Origin of the sequence: Paenibacillus sp. IHB B 3415, assembly GCF_000802655.2 — a bacterium.
GTDB lineage: Bacteria > Bacillota > Bacilli > Paenibacillales > Paenibacillaceae > Paenibacillus_AQ > Paenibacillus_AQ phytohabitans.
Map to the genome: position 1 here is coordinate 1 of NZ_JUEI01000147.1, position 6,445 is coordinate 6,445.

A 6,445-nucleotide genomic window follows, 5' to 3' on the forward strand; every position below is an offset into this window, starting at 1 on the left:
TCTTGCTATTCAGCCAACTGAATTATGAAATTGACTCTTCTGTACAACTAAAAATAACGGTAAGTCCCCTTTTGCGGAATATGGGGGATTATAACTGTATCAAATGCAATTAAAACCTTCGCAGCGCCATAAACGCTCGCTTTAGTTGCACAAAATACAGTTAGAGCTTAGGCGCGGGTCCCGTCACAGCCACCAGCCTGCGGCTCTAGCAAGGAGCACGGGGTGCTAATCCGAAAGATTAACAGTTCAAGCTGTACATGACATTATTTTTGCGCACAATGCTCCGTCCGTTACACCTCCAAATAAGCACCATGCGCCACGAGTGTCTGCTGCAGTTCCTTATAGTCCACCTGCTGCACGGGGACTCCTTCTTTCACGGCCAATGCCGCCGCAGTACCGCCCGCCTGACCAATTGCCCCTACCGTTGGCGTAGTACGTACAGCCGCCTGGGCTTCAAAAGTAGCTGAGAGACATCTGCCGACCACAATCAGGTTGTCGATTTCCTTCGTGATCAGGCAGCGGTAAGGGATGCCGTACATCGCCCCCCATTCCAGATGATCCGTTGCGGTTCCCTCGCCGTCCGGGCTGTGAATATCAATCGGATAACCGGAGTGGGCGATCACATCCTCAAAGGGCTTCACCGACAGAATATCCTGCGCGGTCAGCGTGTACAAACCCTTGATCTGGCGGGAGCCGCGGACACCGATGGACGGACCTGTGGAGACTACCACGGACTCTTCAAAGCCGGGAATATACTTTTTCAGAAAAATCTCCAGCTCCCTACACTGCCTGCGCCCTTCAATCTCCGCCTCGCTGAGGCTCCACGGATCTGTGCTGTCCTTGCCCAGAATACGTGTCGTGTTCATAATAATCTCGCCGGGATTACTCGTCTCGAAGAACAGCACATCTTCTCTCGGAATACTGATCTCGCCGCGCGACTTGGCTTCCCGGAACTGCTTGTCGAAGCCGGCGACAGATAATCTGGCCGCAGAGTCCATCACGGTAATATCAAGGTTCATGCGCGGGAAGTCCTCGCGGTGCTCCCGGATGTACGCCTTGATCTTCTCCGTGTCCACCCCCCTCATCTTCATCTTCAGGGTCATCGGCTGCGACTGCTCATCAGATTCACGACCTTTGGTGAACGGCACTCCGGACCAGGCAGCCAAGTCCCCGTCTCCGGTAGCATCAATGAACACATCCGCCGTAATCCGGCTAAGCCCTGCCTTGTTGCACAAGGTAAGCGACTCAATGCGTCTGCCCGATACTTCAGCCCCTGCCAGCATCGTATGATACAGCACCTCGCCTCCGCTCTCCTGCAGCATCAGATCCAGCTCGTATTTCATCGCTTCGGCATCGAACGGTGTCACCGAATAGGTGTAGTTCGTCGCGTCCGGGATATGCCCCGGTGATTTGCCGAGCGCCTGAAGCCGCTGGATCAGCTCATCAGTGATCCCCTGGATAGCCTGCTTATGCCCGGCATGAAAAGTCATCATCGGCCCGACACCCGCAGCGGTTAGAGTTCCGCCGAGGAAACCCCCTGCCTCTATGATCAGTGTTGCGGCGCCTGCTCTTGCTGCCGCGATGGCCGCGATCGAGCCGGAAACCCCGCCGCCTGCTACAACAACTTCATATTTCCGCATCATTGCTCCTCCTTTTCCTCTTTTAAGTTAACGGTTACATTACAGCTGTTCCCTGTACTGCGTGGGAGTGCTGCCGGTATAGTCCTTGAATACCGCCATGAAATGCTTGGAGCTTAGATAGCCTGATAATTTGGCTACCTCATAGATTTTGAGATTCGTTTCCTTCAGCAGCTGCTTGGCCCGGTTCATCCGGCACTGCGAGACATAATCCGTAAAGTTCTGCCCTGTTTCTGATTTGAACAGTACCGACAGGTACTGGTGATTCAGATGCACCTGCTCCGCCATATATTGCAGTGAAATTTCCTGATCCAGCCGCTGCGCGACCAGCTCTTTCACTTTACGGATCAATTGCCTGCCCTTCAGGTCTGCTCCGCCCTCTTCCGGCTGGTCCGCAAGGCCGCTCCGGGTTCCGTGCTTACGCCTGAAATCCCCCAGTGCCTGGGCCAGCTCCGTGCGGTCAACCGGCTTCAGCAGATAATCGCTTATACCGTATTTGATCGCCTGCTTCGCGTATTCAAAGTCGGCATACCCGCTTAGAATAAGAATGTACAGGTCAGGGTACTGGTCACGGACCCGCCTGATCATCTCCAGACCGTTCATTTCATTCATCCGTATATCCGTAATCAGAACATCGGGCTTCACACTCTTGAGCGCCTCCAGCGCAAGTCTTCCGTTCTCTGCTTCACCCACCACCTGAAAGCCGCCGATAACCTCCTCAATCAAATGCTTGAGGCCCGAACGGATCAGAGCTTCGTCTTCAACCAGAAACAGCTTGTGCAAGCCTATCCCTCCTCATCCACAATGTCCGGGCCGATGCGCCCGCCTTCGCCGGGCTCAAGAGATTCACTTCTGGTGAAACGCTTACACTATCAGTATAAATTTTGCACCCCTCCAAAGAAACGGTCCACATTCGAGAAAAGGTATGAAATTTCGAGATTTATCCGTACCTATCCCCGCTGATGCCAAAACGGATGTCCTTAACGCCGGTGATCCGGCAGAAAAGACATCCGCGTGTACTTGCTTTTGCATAAAACTATTCGGAGACTACTTCCTTACAGGTCTTGCGCTGTGCTGTTGTCGTACAGCCCGATTAATTCATCGAAGGAAGAAATAATAACGTCGGAGCCCTTCAGCTCATCCTGCCGTCCGAATCCGGCGTACGCACAGCCAATTACCGTCTGCCCGTTGCCCTTGCCCGCCTCCACGTCAGAGGAACGGTCGCCCACCATCCAGGCACTGCTGATATTGTGGTTGTCCAGCAGGAGTCCAAGCAGCTCCGTCTTGGTTGCCGTTCCTTGTCCGCCTGCACTGTATAAGCCCTCGAACAGCTCCTTCAACTCATGTACCACTACGATGCTGTGAATATAGTCCTCCAGCCCGTTGCTGGCAACGAACAATTTCACTCCGCGCGCATGAAGCGCACGCAGCGTTTCCACTACCTTAGGATACAGAAGGGTCCCTCCGGCTTCCAGTCCTTCGATCTCCAGCTGCAGCAGCAGCTCATCCGCCCGGCGGTGCACCGCCGCGTCCGCTTCCGGCATTACATTCTTCCAGATTTGCGCCAGCAGCATGCCAAGGCTGCCCAGAATGCGCTCCTCCGGCGGAGTCGGCCCGGAATACAGCCCTTCTTCGCGCAGGATATCAAACATTTTATGATAGGCCGGCAATAACAGGCTTTCCGTCTGGAACAGCGTACCATCCATATCAAATACTATGGCTTCCGGTTTGTTCAATTTCGGCAGCTGTCTGTGCCCTGCCTGTGTCTGTTCTTCATAACTCATAAGGTGACCCATCCCTTCCAAATTGTTCTGCCTCTGACTCTCTAGTTCATCTGGAGCTTCCATAACACGCTTTAATGATATAGGAAAGCAGCACGTATTGTCTACGAACCTAAGAATATGTATTGATTTTATTATTTCGTAATGATATATTACATTTTGTTATATGACATATTGATATAAGGAGTGTTTACACAATGAAAATAATCTTTCAATTTCTCAAACAACCCGTAACCATCGTGGGGATTATTACTGCGCTGCTGTTTCAGGTCTTTTTCAGCCTCATCTGGATCACCGGCTATGATCATGTCACCGACCGGGTAGATCAGCTGCCGATTGCCATCGTCAACGGAGACGGCAGTGCTGCCCAGTCCATCGCCGACAATATATCGGCGTCCCTTAACTTCGAGCAGGTGAAGGGCCTCTCTCTGGCAGAGGCGCAGGAGCGGCTCGGACATCGTTCCCTCCGGATGATTATTGAGCTTCCCCGGGGCTTCACCGCTTCACTAAGCGAGCCTTCGTCCGGGGCCAAGATCCGCTATTATCTGAACGAATCCAATCCGCAAATGGTCTCTAATGTCATGCAGGGCGTAGCGGCAAAAGTCACTGCTGCCTTGGATGCAAAGAGCAGTGCTGCGGGACTTGGCGGCGTGCTCACAGCTATGAAGCTGCCGGAGGCAGAAGCCGCAATGATTCGAAGCAGCGCAGCAAGCCGGATCAGCTCCGATATCCAGATTGTGAATCCGGCTACCAACTTCGCTGAAACTATGGTTCCGCTAATGGTCGTTACGGCTTCCTTCACCGGAGGCATGCTGCTGGCCATGAACCTGAGCAAGGCCTCCGCCAGTCTGGCCGCTGCTGCCGGCAAATGGCAGCGGCTTAGCGCCCGGTATGTGCTGATGGCCGGCACTGCACTTGCCGGCTCACTCATCAGCGCATCACTGCTGCATGTTCTCGGCATCCACTCTTCGCAAGGCTTCCTCAGCCTGTGGATGTTCGAATTTGTCGTCATCCTCTCCTGCATGACGGTCGCCAATCTCAGTCTTGTGCTGCTCGGCGATGCCGGAGCGTGGCTGAACATTGCGCTGCTGTCCATGCAGATGCTGAGCTCCGGGGCTACGATTCCCCGGGACGTATTGTCCCCCTTTTACCAGTCGGTCGGTCAATTCTTCCCTGCTTACTATGCTGTGGACGGCATGCTGGATCTCGTCATAGGCGGTGAGGGCATCCTGCACGACGTGAAGGCGCTGCTCTATATCGCTGCTGTTGCTACCGCTGCCAGTGTGCTGCTTACCCTGCTCCGCCGGGAGAAACGCGCAATCCAGACCGGAGCGGCAGCCAATGCCTGAGTACTTGCGAAGCATCTCTGGCCCGGACACCTTCCGCCAGTTCAAATTGAGTCCGGCAGCACAGATGTGATATGGTAGGAAGGAGAGAGAGGAGCGGCAGATGTTCATGAACATTCAAGATGTAATACTCGGGATTCTGAGTGAGAAGCCCCATTCGGGCTATGATATCAAGCGGCATTTCGAGGAGTATTTCTCCTTCTTCTTCGATGCCAGCTTCGGCACGATTTACCCCACCTTAAGCAAGATGGAGAAGCTGGGTCTGATCTCCAGGGAAGCGGTACGCCAGGAGGGCAAACCGGATAAGAACTTGTTTACAATTACCCCCGACGGTGAACAGCACTTCCAGAAGTATTTGCGTCAGCCTGCGGAGAAGGAGGTGCTCCGTTCCGACTTCCTGATGCATCTGTATTTCGGGGACATGGCGGATGAAGAGACGATGCACACCCTGCTCCGCGAAGCCCTCCGGGCCAAACAGGAGATGTACGAGGATCTGGAGCATAAGCTGCAGGAGCTGGACAAGATCGGCAAGCTGACGCCCTCCCAGAAGCTCTGTATTGAGCTGGGGCTGGTGCAATACGATGCTTTTATCCGAAGAGTGCAGAGTGCGCTGGAGAGCTGAACTATCAGCATAGCCGCGCATAGATCCGCAAACAACACAAGACGGCAGTCCTCCCTAAGCCTAAGCCCGGGAACTGCCGTCTTTGTTCATACTATTTAAAAGGGACCGGAGTGCAAACACTGTTAAAGTGCCTGCGCTGCGGTCCCTGCTGTCATTATTTATGGTGCGGTTTAGAACAAAACTTATACGTGGTCGAAGCTTGCAATCAGTTCGTCGAGAACATCTTTGCTGACCATTTTGCCTTTGAAGTTGATCAGGTTCTCGGCACTTCCGGAGAAGATACAAGTAGGTTCATATTTTCTGAGAATGATCTTTTCGCCGTCCACAAAAATTTCGAGCGGGTCTTTTATGTCAATTCCCATCGTTCTGCGTAGTTCAATCGGAATCACGATACGTCCCAGTTCATCTACTTTTCTTACAATACCTGTTGCTTTCATCATTATGCATCCTCCCTTGAAATAACGCTTGATTCATCATTCAGTGTTAAAAGCTATCAAAGCTTCTAAATAGTAGAAATGATTATGCTATATCTGCATTGTAAAGTGCTATTTCTTTCCTGTCAATTTTATTTCTACATCTTTTGATATATATCGACAAATTATTCGACAAAGTTTAGAGTATATTCGACAAAATAATAGCCTGAATCATATTTTATCCAATATCCTCTCGGATTGACAGTTTTTTATTTAAATTTTAGAAAAAACCTTGATTTCAGCAGTTTTGAGCTTCCGGTTAGCCTAACCGCTGCGACTCCGTTCCTAGGTCTGTTCATGTTCATGAACATGTTCATACTCGTTCCAGTTTCCTTTCCCCATCTGACTTTCTGCTCTTCTGCTCTTCTGCTACTCTGCCCTCAACTTTTATTGTTTTCAATGATCTGCTTCGAGCAGTTGGATAAAAGGCACTTAATACTGGCTTAAGTCTCTGCCGGAACAAGAGTTGGAAAAATGACACTTAAATCATGCCTAATCTGCTCGGTTTGTAATATGGGCGGAATTAAATGATCTTTTTCAGACTGTTGAAAAAGTCTTTGTTTCACACGACACCGCGTTAATTTGG

6 protein-coding genes are annotated in these 6,445 nt (G+C 51.6%); 2 read left to right on the forward strand and 4 right to left on the reverse strand.

All coding sequences use genetic code 11. The features are described 5' to 3' along the window. Positions 1 to 290: 290 nt before the first annotated feature. From QW71_RS35395 to QW71_RS35405, 3 genes are all read right to left on the reverse strand, one after another. Entirely contained in the window at positions 291 to 1,643 is a 1,353-nt protein-coding gene (locus QW71_RS35395; protein ID WP_235441639.1) for an FAD-dependent oxidoreductase, read from the reverse strand. Between the two features lie 36 nt (positions 1,644 to 1,679). After that, positions 1,680 to 2,420, reverse strand: coding sequence for a response regulator (locus QW71_RS35400; protein WP_039310483.1), 741 nt, complete (start codon positions 2,418 to 2,420; stop codon positions 1,680 to 1,682). A 272-nt stretch (positions 2,421 to 2,692) separates the two neighbouring features. Continuing rightward, positions 2,693 to 3,421, reverse strand: a complete 729-nt coding sequence (locus QW71_RS35405) for an HAD family hydrolase (protein WP_047014150.1) — start codon at positions 3,419 to 3,421, stop codon at positions 2,693 to 2,695. A gap of 194 nt (positions 3,422 to 3,615) precedes the next feature. Between QW71_RS35405 and QW71_RS35410 the strand changes: the two genes are divergently transcribed. Both QW71_RS35410 and QW71_RS35415 read left to right on the forward strand, forming a co-directional pair. Then, complete coding sequence (locus QW71_RS35410; RefSeq protein WP_047014151.1) at positions 3,616 to 4,767, forward strand: YhgE/Pip domain-containing protein; 1,152 nt, start codon at positions 3,616 to 3,618, stop codon at positions 4,765 to 4,767. Between the two features lie 106 nt (positions 4,768 to 4,873). Further along, a complete protein-coding gene (locus QW71_RS35415) occupies positions 4,874 to 5,386 on the forward strand; it encodes a PadR family transcriptional regulator (RefSeq protein WP_047014152.1) in 513 nt (170 codons plus the stop codon). A 182-nt stretch (positions 5,387 to 5,568) separates the two neighbouring features. On the opposite strand, the gene QW71_RS35420 is transcribed toward QW71_RS35415, so the two are convergent. Continuing rightward, entirely contained in the window at positions 5,569 to 5,826 is a 258-nt protein-coding gene (locus QW71_RS35420; RefSeq protein ID WP_025708535.1) for an AbrB/MazE/SpoVT family DNA-binding domain-containing protein, read from the reverse strand. Between the last annotated feature and the right edge of the window lie 619 nt (positions 5,827 to 6,445).